At 47.6% G+C, this 21192-nt stretch carries 21 protein-coding genes, 1 pseudogene and 1 other annotated feature; of the genes and pseudogenes, 4 read left to right on the top strand and 18 right to left on the bottom strand.

The window, feature by feature from the left end; all coding sequences use genetic code 11:
* Window positions 1-169: 169 nt before the first annotated feature.
* Entirely contained in the window at window positions 170-1150 is a 981-nt protein-coding gene (gene serB, locus GOU96_RS07045; RefSeq protein ID WP_267780887.1) for a phosphoserine phosphatase, read from the bottom strand.
* A gap of 102 nt (window positions 1151-1252) precedes the next feature.
* Here serB and GOU96_RS07050 point away from each other — a divergent pair, with 102 nt between their 5' ends.
* Window positions 1253-1876, top strand: coding sequence for a YtjB family periplasmic protein (locus tag GOU96_RS07050; RefSeq protein WP_123012723.1), 624 nt, complete (start codon window positions 1253-1255; stop codon window positions 1874-1876).
* Window positions 1877-1957: 81 nt separating this feature from the next.
* On the opposite strand, the gene deoD is transcribed toward GOU96_RS07050, so the two are convergent.
* From deoD to deoC, 4 genes are all read right to left on the bottom strand, one after another.
* Complete coding sequence (gene deoD, locus GOU96_RS07055; RefSeq protein WP_000224887.1) at window positions 1958-2683, bottom strand: purine-nucleoside phosphorylase; 726 nt, start codon at window positions 2681-2683, stop codon at window positions 1958-1960.
* 82 nt (window positions 2684-2765) lie between these two features.
* A complete protein-coding gene (locus tag GOU96_RS07060) occupies window positions 2766-3986 on the bottom strand; it encodes a phosphopentomutase (RefSeq protein ID WP_000816445.1) in 1221 nt (406 codons plus the stop codon).
* A gap of 17 nt (window positions 3987-4003) precedes the next feature.
* A complete protein-coding gene (gene deoA / locus GOU96_RS07065) occupies window positions 4004-5350 on the bottom strand; it encodes a thymidine phosphorylase (protein ID WP_142629126.1) in 1347 nt (448 codons plus the stop codon).
* An 87-nt stretch (window positions 5351-5437) separates the two neighbouring features.
* Window positions 5438-6217, bottom strand: coding sequence for a deoxyribose-phosphate aldolase (gene deoC / locus GOU96_RS07070; protein ID WP_001292544.1), 780 nt, complete (start codon window positions 6215-6217; stop codon window positions 5438-5440).
* A gap of 107 nt (window positions 6218-6324) precedes the next feature.
* On the opposite strand from deoC, the gene GOU96_RS07075 reads away from it, so the two are divergent.
* The gene (locus tag GOU96_RS07075) at window positions 6325-6507 is read left to right on the top strand and encodes a hypothetical protein (RefSeq protein WP_001911798.1); all 183 of its coding nucleotides are present in this window, start codon (window positions 6325-6327) and stop codon (window positions 6505-6507) included.
* Between the two features lie 311 nt (window positions 6508-6818).
* Here the strand turns inward: GOU96_RS07075 and GOU96_RS07080 are convergent, their stop codons facing one another.
* The 5 genes from GOU96_RS07080 to GOU96_RS07100 form a co-directional block, all read right to left on the bottom strand.
* On the bottom strand, window positions 6819-8075 hold the full coding sequence (locus GOU96_RS07080) for a NupC/NupG family nucleoside CNT transporter (RefSeq protein WP_000051831.1): 1257 nt from the start codon (window positions 8073-8075) through the stop codon (window positions 6819-6821).
* 186 nt (window positions 8076-8261) lie between these two features.
* On the bottom strand, window positions 8262-9086 hold the full coding sequence (locus GOU96_RS07085) for a TatD family hydrolase (protein ID WP_267780892.1): 825 nt from the start codon (window positions 9084-9086) through the stop codon (window positions 8262-8264).
* The gene (locus tag GOU96_RS07090; RefSeq protein WP_001913748.1) at window positions 9058-9198 is read right to left on the bottom strand and encodes a DUF5363 family protein; all 141 of its coding nucleotides are present in this window, start codon (window positions 9196-9198) and stop codon (window positions 9058-9060) included. Before GOU96_RS07090 ends, GOU96_RS07085 begins: the two co-directional genes overlap by 29 nt.
* A gap of 29 nt (window positions 9199-9227) precedes the next feature.
* Window positions 9228-10001 carry a peroxide stress protein YaaA gene (gene yaaA / locus GOU96_RS07095; RefSeq protein WP_069648291.1) on the bottom strand — a complete coding sequence of 258 codons (774 nt, stop codon included), beginning with the start codon at window positions 9999-10001 and terminating at the stop codon, window positions 9228-9230.
* A gap of 163 nt (window positions 10002-10164) precedes the next feature.
* Window positions 10165-11595, bottom strand: a complete 1431-nt coding sequence (locus tag GOU96_RS07100) for an alanine/glycine:cation symporter family protein (RefSeq protein ID WP_001882045.1) — start codon at window positions 11593-11595, stop codon at window positions 10165-10167.
* Window positions 11596-12287: 692 nt separating this feature from the next.
* On the opposite strand from GOU96_RS07100, the gene GOU96_RS07105 reads away from it, so the two are divergent.
* A complete protein-coding gene (locus GOU96_RS07105; RefSeq protein WP_000343854.1) occupies window positions 12288-12467 on the top strand; it encodes a DUF3545 family protein in 180 nt (59 codons plus the stop codon).
* Window positions 12468-12610: 143 nt separating this feature from the next.
* On the opposite strand, the gene GOU96_RS07110 is transcribed toward GOU96_RS07105, so the two are convergent.
* The 4 genes from GOU96_RS07110 to nfo form a co-directional block, all read right to left on the bottom strand.
* Complete coding sequence (locus GOU96_RS07110) at window positions 12611-13162, bottom strand: hemerythrin domain-containing protein (protein WP_069648293.1); 552 nt, start codon at window positions 13160-13162, stop codon at window positions 12611-12613.
* Window positions 13163-13251: 89 nt separating this feature from the next.
* Window positions 13252-13932 (bottom strand): uracil-DNA glycosylase, encoded by a 681-nt coding sequence (gene ung, locus GOU96_RS07115; RefSeq protein ID WP_000004494.1) that lies wholly within the window; start codon window positions 13930-13932, stop codon window positions 13252-13254.
* 173 nt (window positions 13933-14105) lie between these two features.
* Window positions 14106-14228: a hypothetical protein gene (locus tag GOU96_RS07120; protein ID WP_254898439.1), complete on the bottom strand. Its 123-nt coding sequence runs from the start codon at window positions 14226-14228 to the stop codon at window positions 14106-14108.
* 72 nt (window positions 14229-14300) lie between these two features.
* Window positions 14301-15161 carry a deoxyribonuclease IV gene (nfo, locus tag GOU96_RS07125; RefSeq protein WP_000273040.1) on the bottom strand — a complete coding sequence of 287 codons (861 nt, stop codon included), beginning with the start codon at window positions 15159-15161 and terminating at the stop codon, window positions 14301-14303.
* A gap of 345 nt (window positions 15162-15506) precedes the next feature.
* On the opposite strand from nfo, the gene grcA reads away from it, so the two are divergent.
* Entirely contained in the window at window positions 15507-15884 is a 378-nt protein-coding gene (gene grcA / locus GOU96_RS07130; RefSeq protein ID WP_000614136.1) for an autonomous glycyl radical cofactor GrcA, read from the top strand.
* 79 nt (window positions 15885-15963) lie between these two features.
* Here the strand turns inward: grcA and thrC are convergent, their stop codons facing one another.
* The 4 genes and pseudogenes from thrC to thrL form a co-directional block, all read right to left on the bottom strand.
* Window positions 15964-17244 (bottom strand): threonine synthase, encoded by a 1281-nt coding sequence (gene thrC / locus GOU96_RS07135; RefSeq protein ID WP_000780993.1) that lies wholly within the window; start codon window positions 17242-17244, stop codon window positions 15964-15966.
* Window positions 17241-18197 (bottom strand): homoserine kinase, encoded by a 957-nt coding sequence (thrB, locus tag GOU96_RS07140; protein ID WP_000118019.1) that lies wholly within the window; start codon window positions 18195-18197, stop codon window positions 17241-17243. The genes thrC and thrB overlap by 4 nt, the downstream gene beginning before the upstream one ends.
* Window positions 18198-18217: 20 nt before the next feature.
* Window positions 18218-20677, bottom strand: a complete 2460-nt coding sequence (gene thrA / locus GOU96_RS07145; protein ID WP_267780895.1) for a bifunctional aspartate kinase/homoserine dehydrogenase I — start codon at window positions 20675-20677, stop codon at window positions 18218-18220.
* A gap of 30 nt (window positions 20678-20707) precedes the next feature.
* Window positions 20708-20826: a sequence feature (Thr leader region), on the bottom strand.
* Window positions 20762-20874: pseudogene (thrL, locus tag GOU96_RS07150) on the bottom strand (thr operon leader peptide). Its footprint overlaps the feature before it by 65 nt.
* Between the last annotated feature and the right edge of the window lie 318 nt (window positions 20875-21192).

Below are 21192 nucleotides of genomic sequence, written 5' to 3' on the forward strand. Positions count from 1 at the left end.
GTAGGCGGCAAGTGAGTAAATCCCCATGAGCATAGACAGACTAGGTGATTGGGGTGAACGAACGTAGCCAACACTCCTGCAGCTTCAAGTAGGAAGGGTATATCTCTTCCAAACATAAGCCACGTCACTGAACGTGGCTTATTTGATTAATCTAAGTTCTAAGCGCGAGCTAAGGCTTACTTTTCCAACTCAGTTTTTGCTGAGCGACCAGTGCGGCAGAAAGGATACACACGACGCCACCTAATCCTGCAAAACGCACCGCCGTTTGCGCCTTGGCTTCAACCTTAGGTTTGGCATGGTATGCCACCCCAAGCCCTGCTGCCGCCATCATCACCAAATCATTTGCACCATCGCCAACCGCTACCGTGTTATGAATTTCCACATCGTATTGCTGAGCAAGCGTCAGCAAAATATCCGCTTTGGTTTGCGCGGAGACTACCTCTCCCAGCACCTGTCCAGTCAGTTTGCCGCTCACAATTTCTAGAGTGTTGGACTGTGCATAGTCTAGCGACAACTGCTCTTTGAGATAATCAGAGAAGTAGGTAAAGCCGCCCGAGGCGATCGCCACTTTCCAACCAAAGGCATGCAGCGTCGCCACCAGCTCGGGTAATTCAGGCATTAACGGTAGGGTTTCGCGTACTTGGCTTAGGATCTGCTCCGGAGCATCTTTAAGTTTACTGACTCGCAAACGTAAGCTCTGCTCAAAATCCAGCTCACCTTGCATCGCGCGCTCAGTGACTTCAGCGACCTCTTCCCCGACTCCCGCAAGCTTAGCAATTTCATCAATGCATTCGATCTGGATCGCGGTCGAGTCCATATCCAGCACAATTAACCCCGGCTTGGTGAGATCGGGCACATCCTGAATCCGCGCGTAATCGAGCTCTAACGCTTTAAGAATGGTTTCATGCTCAGACGTCAGCTCACCGTCCATCAATGCGACTTCATAACGTCCCACTTTCCACATATCTAAAATGGCATTGAAGCGATTGGTAAAGAAATCCATATCTTCAAATTGAGCTGGGGTTAGATAGGATCCAAACACAATCCAACTGGCTCGTTTTTTCGCTAATTGGGTGACAAAACGCGTTTCAGGAAAACGATTGAGCAGCGTTGTGTGTTTTTTAATCGGTAAAGTTGTTAAAGCATCCATGTCCACTTTCCTTATTCGGTATAGCCAGACGTTACCCTATTGCAATTTAAAAACGCAAGTCTCAATATGAGCGCAGTTGGTTTTTTACAAGGTTATTTCAACATGGATGGTTCACTTTTTTCATTCCGAGTCGTTGTGCGCGTGGCAACGATGTTCGCTGTCGCAGTCATGTTTTTTATCACCATCCAAAACAGCGTTGTGATCAGTAAAGGCAATGAACGCATTCAAGCCAACCAGTTGGAAACCTTAACCAAAGTTCTGATTACTCAAGCGGCGATGTCTGCGGGAAGTATGATTGCCGATCAAGATCAGGAACGTCTGTTAGCACTCACTAACCAGCTTGCTACTGATCGTCTGGTATTCGATGCCTCGATTTATGATTCTGAAGGCGTATTGCTGGCTGCGAGTGACTCTGCGCTCAGTGTGCGTGAAGTGCTGGGTTTAGATACGCCACTGCATACTGCCAGCATTGGCCGCCAACAATTAGTTGAGCCCGTAGTTCACGACGGCAGTTTAATTGGTTTCGTACGGATTACTTTTGAAACCGGTAAAGTGACGGCGATTTCAGACCATCACTATCGTAAGAGCGACCACAATATGTATTGGATGCTGTTGATGAGTTTTGTCAGCGGTGTGCTACTCACGCTGTTACTACGACGCAGACCGAAAAAACCAACAGGTGAGAACTTACTGCTCAAGCAAGCCGAACAGTCTTTGAATGAGTAACAGGAAAAATAAATTGAGTGATAAAAAACCTCAGTACTGACTGAGGTTTTTTTGTATTCAGAGATAACACGAGTACAAAGATTAGTAACCCGCTTGATCGCCAATTAGTACAGAGTCCAGTGCGATTTCAATCATCTCATTGAAGGTGTTTTGACGCTCTTCTGAGGTGGTTTGCTCGCCCGTTTTGATGTGGTCAGACACAGTACAGATCGCCAGTGCTTTCGCGCCGTATTCCGCCGCTACACCGTAAATGCCTGCCGCTTCCATTTCTACGCCAACGATGCCGTATTTATCCATCACATCGAACATGGAAGGATCTGGCGTGTAGAACAGTTCTGCAGAGAACAGGTTGCCAACTTTCACGTCAATGCCACGTGCTTTGGCCGCTTCTTCTGCAGCTTTTACCATCTTATAATCCGCAATCGCAGCAAAATCATGATCTTTGAAGCGAATACGGTTCACTTTAGAGTCAGTACACGCGCCCATACCGATCACCACATCACGCACTTTGATGCCTTCGTTCACTGCACCACAGCTACCGACGCGGATGATCTTTTTCACGCCGTAATCTTTGATAAGCTCGGTCACATAGATTGAGCAAGATGGGATACCCATACCATGCCCCATCACAGAGATCTTGCGGCCTTTGTAAGTGCCTGTGTAGCCGAACATATTGCGCACATCACATACTTGAACTGCGTTATCGAGGAAGTTTTCTGCGATGTATTTCGCGCGCAGCGGATCACCCGGCATCAGTACAACGTCAGCGAAATCACCCATTTGCGCATTAATATGTGGAGTTGCCATGTTTTCGTTCCTTTGGTTTGTTGGCTCAATCGCCATCATTCAACAAAACCCTAAGACTGAAGCTAGCCTTAGGGTATGCGTATTATAAAAAGTTCTTACCGTAATCCATTGGCGAAGTGCCAAAGTAGCTTGCCAGAGTTTGCCCGATATCAGCAAAAGTGTCACGACGACCTAATGAACCCGGAGCCACTTTCTTGCCATAAACCAGTACCGGAATGTGTTCACGAGTATGGTCAGTGCCCGGCCATGTTGGGTCACAGCCGTGGTCGGCAGTTAAAATCAGAATGTCATCTTCCTGCATCAACTCCAGAACTTCAGGTAAACGCTTATCGAAATACTCCAGTGCCGCCGCATAACCTGCGACATCACGGCGGTGACCATAAGCCGAGTCAAAATCCACAAAGTTAGTGAATACGATGGTGTTATCACCGGCTTGTTTAATCTGCTCTAAAGTCGCTTCAAACAGATCAGGAATGCCCGTCGCTTTGACTTTGTCGGTAATGCCGCAATACGCGTAGATATCGGCAATTTTACCGATAGAGACCACTCGGCCTTGCTTCTCTTCCACCAATTTTTGCAACACTGTGGCTGAAGGTGGCTCAACCGACAAGTCACGGCGATTACCGGTACGAGCAAATTGTCCTTTGCCCGGGCCAACGAATGGACGCGCAATGACGCGACCGATGTTGTAATCCGCCAGCTCTTCACGAGCGATTTGGCACAGCTCCAGCAGACGATCTAAACCAAATGTCTCTTCATGGCAGGCAATTTGGAATACGGAATCTGCCGAAGTGTAGAAAATCGGCTTGCCCGTGCGCATATGCTCTTCGCCCAAGTCATCCAGCACTTGAGTGCCCGAGGCGTGGCAGTTGCCTAAAAATCCGTCCAAACCCGCGCGCGCTAAAATGCGATCGGTCAGCTCTTTCGGGAAGCTATTTTGCTTATCGCTAAAGTAGCCCCATTCAAACAGCACTGGCACACCAGCAATTTCCCAGTGACCTGACGGAGTATCTTTGCCAGATGACAGCTCTGCGGCATGGGCATAAGCGCCGATGATGTCTGCACGCTCATCCAGCCCCGGTGCAAAACGTCCGGTCGACTCTTTATGCGCCATCGCCAAACCCAGCTTAGAAAGGTTCGGCAGTTGCAATGCGCCTTTACGCTCTGCGTTATCCGCCAAACCTTGCGCACATTGATCTGCAATGTGGCCTAAGGTATCAGAACCGACATCACCAAAGGCTTGTGCATCCGCTGTTGCGCCAATGCCAAACGAGTCTAAAACTAAAATAAATGCTCTTTTCATTGCTCACTCCCCCGAACTTACACGTCTTGTGCTCGAATTTGACGGTAAACATCCGGTGTTGGTACATAGTCACCGCCCACTTTGATGGCACTTTGTAGTGCATTGGCAGCTTGTTGCCACTGCTCTTCATTGCGGGCATGAATTATTGCTAAAGGTTTGTTGCTGTCGGCGATTTCACCCAGACGGATAAACTGATCAAAGCCGACAGCGTAATCGATGCGATCGGTCGCCACGCGGCGTCCACCGCCCATGCCGACCACCGCCATACCGATGGCACGGGTATCCATCGCAGAAATAACGCCAGATTGCTGAGCGTAAACTGGGCGAACAATTTCGGCTTTCGCAAGATACTTGTCGTAATTTTCAACAAAATCGCTTGGGCCACCGAGGCCTGCGACCATTTTGCCAAAACGCTCGGCAGCTTGGCCGTTATCCAGCACCGCTTGCAGTTTCTCACGCGCTTGCGCGGTATCTTGGGCTAACTTGCCAAGTACCAGCATTTCCGCACACGACGCCATAGTGACTTCCAGCAGACGCGGATTGCGGTATTCGCCGGTGAGGAAACGTACTGCTTCACGCACTTCCACCGCGTTACCCGCAGAGGACGCCAGCACTTGGTTCATATCGGTTAAAATCGCCGTGGTATTGGTGCCTGCGCCGTTGGCCACTGCCACGATCGATTTGGCGAGCTCTTCAGACGCTTCGTAAGTTGGCATGAAAGCACCAGAGCCAACTTTCACATCCATCACGAGCGATTCAAGGCCAGCCGCCAGTTTCTTAGAAAGAATTGAAGCGGTGATCAGCGAGATGTTATCCACCGTCGCGGTAATATCACGCGTTGCGTACACACGCTTATCCGCCGGAGCCAGATCACCAGTTTGACCGATGATCGCCACGCCTGCTTGTTTGGTCACTTTGCCAAATACGTCATTGGTTGGGGTGATGTTATAGCCAGGGATGGCTTCAAGTTTGTCGAGCGTACCACCGGTGTGACCAAGGCCGCGGCCAGAAATCATCGGCACATAACCGCCACAGGCTGCCACCATAGGGCCAAGCATCAGTGAGGTCACATCACCCACACCGCCCGTGGAGTGTTTATCCACAATCGGACCATCAAAATTCATGTGGCTCCAATCAATCACCATACCGGAATCGCGCATCGCACACGTCAGTGCAATACGCTCAGGCATGGTCATTTCACGGAAAAAAATCGCCATCGCAAACGCGGCAATTTGCCCTTCAGAGACGGTGTTATTCGCTACACCTTGAATGAAAAAGTTGATTTCATCGTTGGTGAGAACTTCACCATCACGCTTTCTGCGGATAATTTCTTGAGGTAAATACTTTGCTTGAGATAAAGACATAGCAGCCTCCCAGTTCCCAAAGAAACTACGTAGTGTAAAGAGGTTAAGCAGCGCGAAGCCTCGCGCTGCTCTCAGACACAATGGATATTAGTAAGCGGCAGGATCTGCCTTTTGGTCTGTCACTTCTAATGTATTCAGAAGGTTGGTCAGTAGGCTTGAAGCGCCGAAACGGTAGTGACGGCTGTCCGCCCAATCGCCACCGAGGATCTCATCGGCCATGGCCAGATATTGCTGCGCATCTTCTGCGGTACGAACACCACCGGCAGGTTTGAAACCGACGGTTTTGGCTACGCCCATATCACGGATCACTTCCAGCATCATGCGCGCATATTCTGGTGTCGCATTCACTGGCACTTTGCCGGTTGAGGTTTTAATGAAATCTGCGCCTGCTTCAATACAGATTTGAGAGGCTTTTTTGATCAGTGCTTCTTGTTTCAGCTCACCAGTTTCGATGATCACTTTCAGTAGTACTTTGTCGCCACAAGCGGCTTTACACTGTTTCACCAGATCAAAACCGACTTGCTCGTTGCCTGCGATCAGTGCGCGATATGGGAATACCACATCCACTTCATCAGCACCGTAAGCAACAGCGGCTTTCGTTTCAGCAACGGCGATTTCAATATCGTCATTACCGTGAGGGAAATTGGTTACCGTAGCAATACGGATTTCAGGGGTTCCTTGCTCGCGAAGTGTCTTCTTAGCAATAGGAATAAAGCGAGGGTAAATACAAATGGCAGCCGTGTTGCCGACTGGACTTTTCGCATCATGACAAAGTTGGATCACTTTGGCATCCGTATCGTTGTCATTCAACGTGGTGAGATCCATCAGTTTCAGTGCACGTAGAGCTGCTACTTTTAATTCGCTCATTTCTATCTCCGATCAATATAGTCATCTAGTTCACTCCCCAGCAGAGTGCTATTTTCTGCTGAGCAGCCACAAATGAACGGACTTGGTTCCTTGAAGACTCGGTGCTCATGCACCAATTGCTATCCTTGTCACCGCACAGTACCAGTTTGGTCAATGGCACAACAATCTGCGTTTGCGGTATTTTACTGCATACAGGCAAGGCGATTGCCTCCGGCGCTCATCATACTCTTAGTCATGCTGAGAGCCAGCGAAAACTCATCCATATTCCATTAGATAAGCCCGCCACCTGAGCCTAAGCTCACGGTCAAACGCGTGGTGTATTCCATCGTCAATCCACTCGTTTTTTATCCATGGCTACAGTATCGATATTTGTCGCAAAACGGTAGTGCTGCGCGAAGCGCAAACGGTTTGTATCTCAAAAAAATAGCTGAAATTTAAAGGGCAATCCCTTACCACACAAGGCTTCAGCTCTGCAATCCATTACAACATTACCCCTAGACCTCCCCCTAAAACTCGGGGCACCTAAAAGCAAAACACCCCGCAGCAATCACTTGCTACGGGGTGAATTTAAACGGCGTCTATAAAACTCTGTCTCTATGAATTAAAAAGAGAGGAAGAAGCCAGCGATGGTCGCTGCCATCAGGTTAGATAGAGTACCTGCGATAACCGCTTTGACACCCATACGAGCGATGTCGCCACGACGCTTAGGTGCCAAGCTACCCAAACCACCAAGCAGAATTGCGATAGAAGAAAGGTTAGCAAAACCACACAGAGCGAAAGAGATGATCGCTTTGGTCTTCTCAGACAGAACCACTGGTGCCGCTTCAGTCAGGTAAGGCGCAAACTGAGAGTAAGCAACGAATTCGTTAGCAACGGTTTTTAGACCGATGAACTCACCGGCAACAGTTGCTTCGTTCCAAGGAACACCGATCAGGAAAGCCAGAGGCGCAAACAACCAGCCCAGTAGCATTTCCAGTTTCAGTTCAGGCATACCGAACCAACCACCGATGCCACCCAACATACCGTTGATCAGAGCAATCAAACCGATAAAGGCAATCAGCATTGCACCAACGTTCAGAGCAAGTTGCAGACCAGCAGAAGCACCGCCAGCAGCCGCATCGATAACGTTAGCCGGTTTGTCGTCACCACCATCAAGAGTAATGTCTTCATTGTCTTGTGGTTTTTCAGTTTCAGGCATCATCAGTTTTGCGAACAGCAGACCACCCGGTGCCGCCATGAATGACGCTGCTACCAAGTATTCGATCTTAACGCCCATAGAAGCGTAACCCGCAAGTACACCACCTGCGATAGAAGCCAAGCCACCACACATTACCGCAAACAGCTCAGATTGAGTCATTTTTGGAACGAATGGACGAACGACTAATGGTGCTTCAGTTTGACCCACGAAAATGTTTGCAGCCGCAGACATAGATTCAGCGCGTGATGTACCCAGTGCCTTTTGCAGACCACCGCCAAGAATGCGGATAACCCATTGCATAACACCCAAGTAGTACAGTACAGAAATCAGTGCTGAGAAGAAGATCAGTGTTGGTAGTACGCGGAATGCGAAAATGAAACCGCCGCCGCCAAACACTTCAAACATTTTGCCTGATACCAGTCCACCGAAGAGGAATGAAGTACCATCGTTACCGTAGTTAATAACATTCGATACGGCATCCGAAAAGCCACGAAGTAGCTCTTGGCCCCAAGGCACATACAGAATAAATGCACCCAGTGAAAATTGGATAGCAAAAGCGCCACCCACAGTTCTTAGATTGATAGCTTTACGGTTACTTGACAGTAGAACTGCGATTCCTAGCAGAACTGCCATGCCGATGAGGCTCATAAACAGGCTCATAGTTTATGACTTCCTTATTAGTTTAATGTTGGCGTGTTACAAAATGGAGCGATTAAGCGGGGGCAATTATACTCACGGGCACAGAGAGAAAGTAATGCAGGATTCACACTTTCGGATAAGATTCATCACGCGTTCACTAATATCTGTGACACCACTCAACTTTTAGTGACAAATGCGTCATTAACGCTACATCTTGTTTCGGTTTTGTTCACACAAGCCAAACAGAATTTGACTGTTTTGCCAGAGGATTGGCGCGAGATATTGTGCTGAAACACCTTTTAGCTCGACGAGTGTTTCTAAAACCTTGGCTAATTGAGCCGGATGGTTAGCCTGACCTTGAAAACCATTCAGTGGCATATCAGGCGCATCCGTCTCTAACACTATGTGCTCTACAGGTAACGCTGCGATGGCTTGCCGAGTTTTATTGGCTCTTGGGTAAGTGATGACGCCTCCCACACCAATCTTAAACCCAAGGTCTACAAACTGCTGCGCTTCTTGCACACTGCCAGAAAAAGCATGCAGCACACCACCTTGTTGAAAACGCTGCTGTTTCAATAACTGTAACAATCGATTGTGAGTACGTCGGCTATGCAAAATCACGGGCAGTTTGGCCTGTGAAGCTATAGAGAGTTGGGCGATCAGCATCTGCTCTTGTAGCGTTACATCGACGTCTATCATGCCATCTAAACCGCACTCTCCAACGGCTACACAAGCCTGTTCCACCTGCACTAGAGCCTTTTCTAACGCAGGTAAATGGGTCGGTGAAGAGGCATCTAAATAGAGTGGATGAAATCCCAACGCATAATAAATGGTTGAGGGAAAGCGCTGCGCCAGCTCAGTCACCGCCTGCCAATCTTGCGGCCCAATCGATGGTACCACAAGCCGCCTAACCCCATGCTGCGCCGCTTTTTGCAATTCCAGCTCAGGGTTGGCAGTAAACGGAGGAAAATCAAAGTGGCAATGGGTGTCGAACAACGACCATTCAAGCGGAGGTGGAATCGTCTCGTTCATTGGCCGGATCTTTTCTATAAGGAACACAACTGCGCTTTTGCCCCGGCGTTAACCCCATGCTTTGGCACCAAGCATCGTATTTCGCAATCCAACGTTTTAACCATAGCCACATCATGTGTTCCTTATTTTGAACCTTGGAGGTTATTGCTCTTCGCGCTTAAACACCAACTCGGTGGGTGTTGATTCACTTGCCACAAAATAGTAGCCCGCAGTGTTGAAACCTTCTAAATCCTTTACCGATTTAATTCGATTTTCAATGATGTAGCGAGCCATCATGCCGCGTGCTTTCTTCGCAAAGAAGCTAATGATTTTATATTGGCCATTTTTGGCATCTTTAAAGATTGGCGTCACAATTTGCGCGTTCAGTCGCTTCGGATTGACCGCTTTGAAATACTCATTAGAGGCAAGGTTTATCAGTACATTATCACCTTGTGCTTCAATCGCTTGATTGAGCTTCTCCGTAATAATGTCCCCCCAAAACTGATACAGATTCGCACCACGCGCGTTGGCTAATTTTGTGCCCATTTCTAGACGATAAGGCTGCATCAAATCCAGCGGACGCAACAGTCCATACAAGCCAGAGAGCATACGCAGATGTTGCTGGGCAAAATCCAAATCTTGTGGCGAGAGTGTTTCCGCTTCCAGCCCAGTGTACACATCACCTTTGAAAGCGAAAATCGCCTGTCGTGCGTTATCGAGAGTGACGGTTTCACTCCACTGCGCAAATCGAGCCACATTGAGTCCGGCAATTTTATCGCTGACACTCATCAGCTCAGAAACATCCTGTGATGACAAAGTACGACAGACTTGAATTAACTCTGCCGAATGCGCGGTTAATTCAGGCTGCGTAAAGTTTGAGGTTGAAACGGGAGATTCATAATCCAGCGTTTTCGCAGGTGAAACGACAATCAGCATAATAATTCCTATCTTTTGTTGAGCGTGTTATCAACCGACTTGAAACGACAGCACTGGCCATTATTCCAAGTGATTAAATTTTTTATAAGATGACGCAAACTAGAGTACAAAAAAAGCCATGCGGTGTCTGCATGGCTTTTTCAATTTCTGACATCGGCGCTGTCTATGACGCTTTGTTGTTATCCCAAATGCCATCTTCAAGCTGAGATTTCAACTCTGGGTAATCATTGGCATCAAAGGTCGGTACTTTGCCGGCATCCAGTTGACGGTTGTAATCTTTCGCCAGTTTAATCACGATGCCTGAGAGCAGGAGGATAGCCACCAAGTTCACAATCGCCATCAAGCCCATCGAGACATCCGCCATCGCCCACACCGTTGGCAATGTTGCCAACGAGCCAAACATCACCATACCTAAGAACACGAGACGAAACAGTACTAAGCCTTTCTTATTGTTGTGCTCAAGGAAAATCAGGTTGGTTTCGGCATACGAGTAGTTGGCGATGATCGAAGTAAAAGCGAAGAAGAAGATCGCAAATGCGATAAAGATACCGCCCCAATCCCCTACTTGTGAACTGAGTGCACGCTGAGTCAGCTCAATACCCGTTAACTCGCCGTGCGGTACATACTCACCAGACATAAGGATAATCGCCACTGTCGCGGTACAGATCACAATCGTATCGATGAACACACCAAGCATTTGCACGTAACCTTGTGACGCTGGGTGTGGTGGATATGGCGTTGCAGAAGCCGCAGCGTTAGGTGCAGAACCCATACCCGCTTCGTTTGAGAACAAGCCACGTTTCACACCGTTGATCATAGCTTGTGCAATCGCATAGCCTAAGCCACCTGCAGCCGCTTCTTGTAAACCGAAGGCACTTTTGAAAATCAGGCTAATCGCATCAGGCACTTTCTCATAATTCATGACCACGACAAACAGAGCAATCGCCAGATAAGCAAACGCCATGAAAGGCACAATCAGCTCTGCCGTCCGTGCAATCTTACGGATACCACCAAAAATCACGAAAGCGGTCAGCAACACGATACCAATACCGATCAGCATGGGTTCAAAACCGAAAGCCGTTTTCATCGCATTGGTGATTGAGTTGGCTTGCACCGCGTTAAACACCAAACCAAACGCAATGATCAGGAAGATGGAGAACAGCACCCCCATCCAACGCATACCAAGGCCTTTTTCCATGTAATACGCTGGACCACCGCGGTAATTGCCATCTTTGTCACGCGTTTTATACAACTGAGCTAGGGTACTTTCAGCGAAAGAAGTCGCCATGCCTAACATGGCAATCAACCACATCCAGAAGATGGCGCCAGGACCACCAGCGGTTAAAGCAACCGCAACCCCGGCCATGTTCCCCGTACCGACACGTGCGGCAAGGCTGGTACATAACGCTTGGAAAGAGGAGATGCCAGCGTTATCCGCTTTACGGCTATTTTTGAGGACGGTAAAAGTGTGGGTGAAATGACGGAATTGGATAAAACCCAATCGCAAAGTGAAGTAGATACCGACCCCGACCAATAGGTATACCAAGATGGAACCCCATAGTAGGTCATTCATTAAATTAATTAAGTCTGTCACAGGAACCTCGCATAGAGTGATGAGCTGCTCTGACTCCGATGAGTAAGAGTTTCTGTTACACGGATACGGTATTGAGATTATCTTTTTGCCGTGTATGTCATGGCACTCTCGAGCAGAAGAGACCTCGAAAAGCACCCAGCCTATTTTTTGACGGGCGGATAATGCAACCTCAATCCGCAAAAATCAATATGAACAGGATTGCATTAAAATGTTATTTTTCACCTTAAAATCACGCTTTCTTAACATCAATAAAACCATTTGAATTACAAACAAAAAACAAAACACAAATAAAAAGCACACAAATCAGTACATTTATTCACCACAAATGCTTTGTTGCATTAATGAAATCTCACGCTTTGGGAATCGCAGCATGCCTGTGCGAACCAGTAAATTTTGTCAGGAGAGTGTCATATTTCCTGTTTGTTCGCACAAAAAACAACCAGCACAATTCCGTGCAACGTAAAAAACAACATTTCAGCAACACAAAAAAATCGTCCAGTTAATCGATTGCCTCAATTTTTTGTTCAGTTTTCCATCGATAACACAGGGTGAAAACTGTGAAATTCTATTCAAAAGCTCACTAAAGCTTCATTAAAACGAAACAAATGAGAAACAAATCATAGTTACGCTTCGCCAAGGTGTGCTATTTAGAGAGCACTCAAGGGATGATGACAACAATAATGAGGCGACTTATGGACGAACTGCACTTTGATGAGCTGTTGGAAATGGAAATCTCGAAAATTCGTACTAGCCGTTCTAAACCTGTAAAACGGATGTGGCGCGAGATCGAAGCGATTCGAGATCGTAAACGACTAGAGAAAGAGTTGTTGGATATGGATGTCTGTCTCGACGCTGACGACATAAAAATTTAAAGGATTGAGCAACAAAGGCACGTTTCGCGTGCCTTTGTTGTTTTTAAGACTTTAAGTGAGAACGGCCATCCACAGCAAGCTTCTCTAGACAACGCAGTGCCATGTGAAACTGAAGCAATCCTGCATCGTATACCTTTGATTGGTTAGGTGTATTCACTCTCACTTTTACGAACACGGCGAGCCAAAAGCGCATATCGCTCAGCGATCGTTTCACCGAATACCGGATCATCATCGTTGTTTTGCCATTGCGACTCAACGCTTTGCCAATCTTCTAATTCAAACGTTTGATTAATCAATGGCAAAATCGATTGTTCTTCCAACTCTAAATGCTGTTTTTGACCTTGTAAAAAGGCCTCCAGTTGCTCAATAAACACATCTTGTGGCACAACCGCATCGTTTAAAATCATCTCCATGACATCGAGAAATTGATGGGTAATTTGCGCCAACTCTTGATGTTCACGCTCCAAATTAGCCACTTGCTGTTCATCGCCGTAATTTGCCATGTAGTGGCGGTACAGAATGTCCTCTTTCGGGTGATGCACTTTCTCTGAATGGCTTGCTAAATAATCAACGATTTCTTTCAGAAGGCTGTAGTTGATCGGTTGCTCGCTTTTCACCAGATCCAATTTGTGGCGTAAAATCGACAACAAACGCACCATATAACTGTGCTCGCGGCGGATTCGTTCCATCATCATCTTATCAATCTCCATACTTGTACTAAGGTAAAGTGTACATAAGGATTGATATATCGGCTTTGAAACTGGTCGAAAAAACGCCAATTGCATTAAGATTCGAGCTCGGGCTGCCAGTTAATCGGAGCGATACCTTGCGCTTGCAGCAATTGATTGGTTTTAGAGAAATGCTGACATCCTAAAAAGCCCCTGTGCGCCGAAAGCGGTGAAGGGTGCGGAGCCATCAAGACATGATGGCGCTGGCGATCGATCATCTGGCCCTTTTTCTGCGCGTGCGATCCCCACAATAGGAAGATCAACCCATTTCGGTGTTGATTCAAGGCGTCAATCACACGATCCGTGAAGGTTTCCCAGCCAGTATTCGCATGAGAATGGGCCATGCCTTGTTCAACAGTCAATACGGTGTTGAGTAGCAAAACGCCCTGCTGTGCCCAACTTTGTAGGTAGCCATGAGGTGGAATTTGAAACCCAGGGATATCTTGCGCTAACTCTTTATAAATATTGACTAACGAGGGCGGTGTTTTGACACCCGGTAGCACAGAAAAACACAAACCATGCGCCTGATTCGGGCCGTGATAAGGATCTTGCCCCAAGATCACCACTTTCACGTCACCAAACTCGGTAAAGCGAAAGGCGTTAAACACATCTTTAGCGGGAGGATAGATAACTTTTCCGGCTTGACGCTGGCTTTCGACAAATTGCAGAGTTTGTTGAAAGTAAGCCTGCTGCTTTTCATTACCAATGACATCATGCCACGTCAGTGATTCAGACATATCAATACCTTAAATTATGATTTCTGTTGGCATTGTATACCCAAACCACGCTCAGTTGCAGCTAAGCGAAAATAAGTGCACCGACTTCAATATTCACAAGCTGAAGGCAACCTCGCTCTCCTGTTAAAGAGAGAGGTTGCTTAGCCATTCATCTGAATACGGTTTTTGTTATCTTAATGCGGTTTTTGCGGCTGTGGGGCACGATGATGCCCTTGCCCATTGACGTGTCGATTAGGAACCGGGCGACGAGCGGCGGGTCTGGAACTGGGTGAAGCAGTTTGAGTTAATGAGTTCATAGCGGCATCCTTCTTACAACGCTGACCCTGAGCATGATGAAAGAAAGATGCCAAATCTGTGAAGTTTGCCGATTAATTCTCTTTTTGCGTCGAAAATTTGCGTAGCGTTGCGATCTCAGTCGCCCAAATATCAGGGTCAATCGTTTCTAAAATCAGAGGGATACCGTTAAATCGAGCATCTTGCGCGATATATTCAAAACACTCCCAGCCAATCTCTCCCATACCTAAGGAATGATGACGGTCAACGCGGCTAGCCAGCTTGCCTTTTGAATCATTGATGTGCATTGCGCGTAAATAGTGCATACCGACCACTCGCTCAAACTCAGCGAATGTCTCATCACACGCGGCTTTCGTACGCAAGTCATACCCTGCGGCAAAGGTGTGGCAAGTATCTAGGCATACGCCAACCCGATCTTTATCCTCAACTTGGTCAATGATTGCCGCCAGATGCTCAAAACGCCAACCTAAGTTACTCCCCTGCCCTGCGGTATTTTCAATCACCGCAATCACATTCGGTACTTGACGATGCGCAAGATTAATTGACTCAGCAATTGTCGCTAAACACGCCTCTTCAGAGACCTGCTGTAAATGACTACCGGGATGAAAGTTAAGCAAAGTTAACCCTAACTGATCACAACGCAGCATTTCATCAACAAAAGCGGCCCGTGATTTGTCAAGCTTCTCGGGTTCCGGAGCCCCTAAATTAATCAGATAAGAGTCGTGCGGCAAAATCGCCTCACTGCCAAATCCCCATTTTTTACAATTGGCTTTGAAAGCACGAATGCTGCTCGCTTCCAGTGGCTTAGCTGCCCATTGGCGCTGGTTTTTGGTGAAGAGAGCAAAAGCATTCGCTCCGATTTCATGAGCTCGAACTGGCGCGAGTTCAACACCACCAGAGGCCGATACATGTGCCCCGATTAACTTCTCATACATATTACGACTTCTTATTGTTGCTAAATGACTTCGGACTTTCAGTTCACAGCGCTAACTTTCTGATTTTCTCTGGCACGGGTCAAGTTGGATTACAAGTTTGTAGTAAAATTACAACAAAATATAACTTAACTATTTTTTATTATTTAAAATAAATTTAATCATCATTGTTTTTAAAGCATTTATTGATACAAATCAAAAACCAAACCCTAGTATAAAAATGGTTTTTTGTTGTAATTTGACCTAAATCAATATCGGCAGTATGGATATTTGCTATATAATAGCCAGCTCAACAAGATCTGAAAATTAACACCAATAACGCCACTTGATGTGGACTAGGAGAAAGCGATGATCCAAGGTATCCAAATCACTAAAGCTGCTAACGACGACCTACTGAACTCTATCTGGTTGCTAGATAGCGAAAAGAATGAAGCACGCTGTGTTGCTGCGCTGAAAGGCTTTGAAGCTGATCAAGTGGTTAGCATCAACGATCTTGGTCAATTCGAAAGCCGTGAAGTGGCTATCGAAGCGGCACCACGTATCGAAGGTGGTCAACATTTGAACGTAAACGTACTGAAGCGTGAAACTCTGGAAGATGCGGTTGCGCATCCAGAAAAATACCCACAACTGACTATCCGTGTTTCTGGCTACGCCGTGCGTTTCAACTCTCTGACTGCTGAGCAGCAACGCGACGTTATCGCGCGTACCTTCACTGAATCTCTGTAATCGTCAGTAAAGAATCCATACTAAAACGGTGCTCAATGAGCACCGTTTTTTATTATCTTAGCTTTCTCAAATCCGCGGATTATTTCACATTCACCAGTAACGCACGCAGCGCTGCGAAATCGGCATTCAGCTCTTGTGAGAGCAATTCCATCGCCGCATGTTTTGCCAATGGCGCTGGTAGAGCAATGTCGGTACCTAAAATCTCATCCACCACTTCTTTGAATTTGGCGGGATGCGCGGTACATAAGAACAGCCCCGTTTCTTGCGGCTGGCGCTGCTCTTCCAATACACGGTAAGCAATCGAACCATGCGGTTCACACAAGTAGCCTAGATCATAAAGTTCTTGTACGGCTTGCGCACTTTCCTCGTCAGAAACCGCGCCTTTGCCCAGCGTTTCTAAGCCCCATCCCATACGTTGGCAGAGCTCTTCGATACGCGGCCAGTTGTTCGGTTGGCTCACATCCATCGCATTTGATGTTGTCGCTACCGTGGGTTTGGGTTCCCAACGTCCCGTTTCCAAGTAACGTGGCACTGTATCGTTGGCATTGGTTGCCGCAATAAAGCGCTTCACCGGTAAACCCAGTGCTTTGGCTAACAGCCCTGCGGTTAAGTTACCAAAGTTGCCACTAGGCACTGAAATCACCAGATTTTCACGCTCAGCTTTGCTCATCTGCGCAGCGGCTTCAAAGTAGTAACAGATTTGTGCCATCAAACGGCTGATGTTGATCGAGTTGGCGGAATTCAAACCGATCTGTTGGCGCAGCTCTGCGTCATCAAAAGCTTGTTTCACTAGCGCTTGGCACGCATCAAAGTCACCATTGATCGCCACGGTGTGAATGTTTTTACCTAATGTGCAGAACAGCTTTTCTTGCAGCGGACTGATTTTGCCTTTCGGGTAGAGGATCACCACATTAATGTCTGGCATGCCATAAAAAGCATGCGCAACAGCAGCGCCAGTATCACCGGATGTCGCCGTTAAAATCGTGATTTTTCCGCCGTTCGAGACCGCCGCCAGAGACTGGGCCATAAAGCGACCACCAAAATCTTTAAACGCGAGCGTTGGCCCGTGGAACAATTCGAGCGCGTAAACGCCCTCTTTCACTTTGGCAATCGGTGCGGCGAATTGAAAGGCGGAATCCACCATAGCGCGAATTTTATCCGCAGGCAGTTCATCGCCAATCAACGCCGATAAAATCTTGCTGCTACGAGAGACGAAATCTTCGGCCAATAGAGCATCAATATCGTCAAACTTCGGCAATTGTGCCGGAAAAAACAGGCCTTGATTGCGGCCTAACCCTTGGCGAACGGCTTGACCAAAGGAGACTTGTTCATCATTTTCTTTTATGTTGTACAGCTTCATAGCTCACTTCCTGTTACTTTCGAACCTTGCTTGTCTAGACGACAAATGTGGACGAATCCTTCTTCATTTTGCACATAGTTTTGCTCAAGCCAACGTGCCACACGTTCAGCCACTGCTTGTTCTTTGCACACGCTAAACAAAGTCGGTCCACTGCCCGAAATGCCCGTTGCCAGTGCGCCAGCCGAAGCGGCGTAGCTGCGTGCTTTGGCAAAACCCGGCAGCAGTTTCTCACGATAGGGTTCGGCAATCACGTCTTTGATCATTTTTGCCGCTAATTCAGGCTGCTGAGTATGGCAAGCGTGAATAAATCCTGCCAGATAGCGGCCATGCGCCACGATATCTTGGCGGCGATACTGCGCAGGCAAAATGGCACGCGCTTCCGCCGTGGACACCTTGATCCCCGGATAGGCCATCACCCAATACCAGTCATCAAAACTCGGTACGGATTGACTGATGATGCCAAGCTCTTCCAGCATGAGCTGCACACCGCCTAAATAGCAGGGAGCAACGTTGTCATAGTGAATACTGCCAGAGATCTTGCCTTCCATTTCCCCCATCAGAGCCAGAAGCTCGGTTTCATCAAGCGGACTGGCGTGAAACTGATTCAACGCATCCAGAGCCGCGACAATCGAGCAAGCACTGGAGCCCAATCCTGAACCAATCGGCATATTTTTTTCTAGCGTCATGGTCAGCGGCTTCAGTACCACCGACTTTTTCTCTAGCTCACGCGCGAATACTTGCCAGCATTCATACACAATGTTTTCTTGCGGATTAGCGGGAAGCTTATCGACAAATCGCCCCGCCGTTTTCAGTGTGAAAGCCTCTGCACCAGCTTCCACTTTCACTCGATCGCCGAGTAACGTGCCATCAATCGGGGACACGGCGGCCCCCAACACATCAAATCCGACACTGACATTACCGATGGAAGCGGGTGCGTACACCACAACACTCATGTCACCTGAACTCATTTCTATTAAACTCCTAATTTCCAACCGAGTGTACGCATCACATCTGAGAACACGCCTGCAGCAGTCACTTCAGAACCCGCGCCGTAGCCACGTAATACCAATGGGATTGGCTGATAGTAACGGCTGTAGAAAGCCAGCGCGTTTTCACCTTCTTTGACTTTGAACATAGGGTCGTTTTCATCAACCGCGACAATCCGCACTTGGCACTGGCCATCGACGATTTGTGCCACATAGCGCAGCACTTTGCCTTCGGCTTTGGCTTGCGCTACTCGCTCAGCAAACGCGGCATCGGCTTGCGCTAAACGTGCCATGAACTCCTCAACACTGCCTGAAGCATCAAAGCCAGCGGGCAATGCTTGTTCAACATTCACATCGCTCAGCTCCAATTCATAACCCGCTTCACGTGCCAAAATGAGAAGTTTACGCGCCACGTCCATACCAGAGAGATCATCGCGCGGATCTGGCTCTGTAAAGCCTTTCTCTTTAGCAAGCTGCGTTGCTTGGCTCAAGGTCATGCCTTCATCCAATTTACCAAAGATAAAGGAGAGAGAACCTGAGAGAATACCGCTGAATTTTTCCAGCTCATCCCCTGCTGCAATTAGGTTTTGCAAGTTTTCGATAACGGGCAGACCCGCGCCAACTGTAGTTTCATACATCAGTTTACGACGTGAATGACGCGCCACATTACGTAGCTGATGGTAATAACTCATGCTAGCGGTATTGGCTTTCTTGTTCGGGGTCACCACATGGAAACCTGCGGCGAGGAAATCCGCATACTGGTTCGCAATCTCATCACTGGACGTGCAATCCACCAATACTGGGTTAATGATATGATTACGCTGCACCAAAGCTACTAGATTCTCTAAACTGAACGCTTGATCCGCATTGACCATACGATCGCGCCACTGCTCCAACGGCAAGCCTTGGCTATCAAGCAGCATGCCTTTACTGTTAGCGAGTCCACAAACGCGCATCATGATGCCTTTTTCCGCAAGCTTGGCTTGTTGACGCTGAATTTGATCCACCAACTCACCGCCCACGCCACCAACACCGACCACAAACACATCTAAAAAGTGTTTAGAGTTGAAGAGGTTTTCGTGGCAAGCCTTGATCGCTTCTGAAATCTTATCATCGGGGATCACCGCTGAAATCGCACGCTCAGAAGAGCCTTGGGCAATTGCAATCACGTTGACGTGTACTTCGGCCAGAGATGAGAAAAATTGCGACGCGACACCGCGAGAGGTGCGCATACCATCACCAACCAGCGTGATGATGGCGACGTTATCGACAAACTCAACCGGCTCAAGCAGGCCATCTTTGAGTTCCAGTTCAAATGCATCCGCCAGCGCTTGCTGTGCCAAAGCTTTATGTTGTGCTTCGATACAGAAACTGATGCTGTATTCCGAAGAAGATTGAGTGATAAGCACGATCGACACATCGGCCGCTGACATCGCGCCAAACACGCGGCTCGCCATCCCCACCATGCCTTTCATTCCTGGACCAGAAACGTTGACCATAGTCAGATTGCTCAGAGTGGTAATGCCTTTGATCGCGAGTTTATCTTCGCCAGTGTCTTGGCCAATCAAGGTGCCCGCACCTTGTGGATTGAAGCTGTTTTTGATCAAACAAGGGATTTGAAATTGAGCAATCGGTGCAATGGTCTTCGGATGCAACACAGATGCTCCGAAGTAAGAAAGCTCCATCGCCTCTTGATAGCTAAGGGATTTAAGAAGGCGCGCATCATCGACCAAACGCGGATCGCAGTTATAAACTCCATCCACATCCGTCCAGATTTCACAACAATCCGCACGTAAACAGGCAGCCAGTACTGCGGCTGAGTAATCCGAACCGTTACGCCCTAAACAGACCAACTCACCCTGTGCATTACCCGCAGTAAAGCCCGGCATGATATTGACGTGCTGTTGTGGCAATGGTGCTTGTCTGAAACGCTGAGTCGAAATTTCCACATCGACCATAGCTTCAAGATGATCCCCTTTGGCAAGCAGGTATTTAACGGGATCAACCAAATTCGCTGGCAGACCTTTGGCTTCCATCACCGCTTTCATCAATTGAATGGAAACGCGTTCACCTTTACTGATAATGCGTGCATTTACATTGTCTGGACACATACCGAGCAACGTAATGCCGTGCACAAACTGGCGTAACTGAGTCATGGAAGAGTGCACTTGCTGTTGATAAGCACTGTCATCCAAATTCGGGAGCTGCGCTTTAATGCCATCAAGCAAGGCATAGAATGAGCTCTCTAGCTCTACGATTTGCGCTTCCACCTCTCCCTGACGTAAAGCACTTTCAATCACTGCCACCAATTTATTGGTGGTTTTTCCCGGAGCAGAGAGGACAACGGCCACCTCTTCCTGCTGTGCGTTATTCGCGATGATATCGGCAGCGCGTAGAAAACGCTCCGGATCCGCCAGCGATGAACCTCCAAACTTTAATACTCGCATCCCTTCCTCCAAATGCATAAAAAGCGGGTATAAAAAAAGGCCTGTATCGGTTGGGATACAGGCCTTTTTTGTGAAATTTTGCGCTCAGCAGCCTGCCCCAACATGCGACGTGTCGGTAATGGTAATAATGGTGGTCATTACGATTAGGCTGTGATTCAACATAACGGTTTTCTGTCTATCTGTGTGTTTGCTTGCAAATACGTTTAACTCATTTGCGTTCAAGTCGTCAACGAAAATCTGCTTTTTTTATTGAGGATTTTAAAAATCTTCGACTGTGCATACTCAAACGACTTGAGGTGATAAATGGGCAACTAGTGAGCGTATCACGTTCAAAATAGGCTGATGCTGTAATTAAAAGGACGAGCCTCGTCAATAACGCCACAACTTAATCTGCGCATTCATCTAGGGGGTCATCATGAGTTTTTCAATCGGCACAACCAGATAGCAAGCCACCAACAATCTGCCTATATAGAAATAACAAAATGCTATAAAACTCTTTGTGGAATGTATGTGTT

Source organism: Vibrio sp. R-1, from assembly GCF_035615595.1.
GTDB lineage: Bacteria > Pseudomonadota > Gammaproteobacteria > Enterobacterales > Vibrionaceae > Vibrio > Vibrio cholerae.